1 protein-coding gene is annotated in these 741 nt (G+C 61.9%); it reads right to left on the reverse strand.

Features of this window, described 5'->3' with window-relative positions; translation table 11 throughout:
- Positions 1-81: 81 nt before the first annotated feature.
- The coding region (gene tssC / locus BN2476_RS45050; protein ID WP_143811263.1) for a type VI secretion system contractile sheath large subunit at positions 82-741 on the reverse strand (660 nt) is incomplete at its 5' end.

The following is a 741-nucleotide window of genomic DNA, read 5'->3' on the forward strand; positions in this document are numbered from 1 at the left end:
CATCTGTTCACTCCGTTTTGTTGCTGATGAAAGAGGCCGGGCTCATGTCATGAGGCCCGACCGGACGAGGATCCGCCGGAATCAGGCGGCTTCCTTGATCGACGGCAGCTTCGCGACCAAGCGCAGTGACACGGTCAGGCCTTCGAGCTGGAAGTGCGGACGCAGGAAGAACTTCGCCTGGTAGTAGCCAGGGTTGCCTTCCACTTCCTCGACGAGCACCTCGGCTGCGGCGAGCGGACGACGGGCCTTGGTTTCCTGCGACGAGTTGGCCGGGTCGGCGTCAACGTAGTTCATGATCCATTCGTTGAGCCAGCGCTGCATGTCCTCACGCTCCTTGAACGCACCGATCTTGTCTCGCACGATGCACTTCAAGTAATGCGCGAAACGCGAGCAGGCGAACAGGTACGGCAGGCGCGCGGACAGGTTCGCGTTAGCGGTTGCGTCAGCATCGTGGTACTCGGCCGGCTTCTGCATCGACTGCGCACCGATGAAGGTCGCGTGGTCGGTGTTCTTGCGGTGAATGAGCGGGATGAAACCGTTCTTCGACAGCTCCGCCTCGCGGCGATCCGAGATGGCGATTTCGGTCGGGCACTTCATGTCGACGCCGCCATCGTCCGTCGGGAACGTGTGGCAGGGCAGGTTTTCGACCGTGCCACCCGATTCCACGCCGCGGATCAGCGAGCACCAGCCGTACAGCTTGAACGAGCGGTTGATGTTCACGCCCATCGCGTAGGCCGCGTT

Source organism: Paraburkholderia piptadeniae (assembly GCF_900007165.1).
GTDB lineage: Bacteria > Pseudomonadota > Gammaproteobacteria > Burkholderiales > Burkholderiaceae > Paraburkholderia > Paraburkholderia piptadeniae.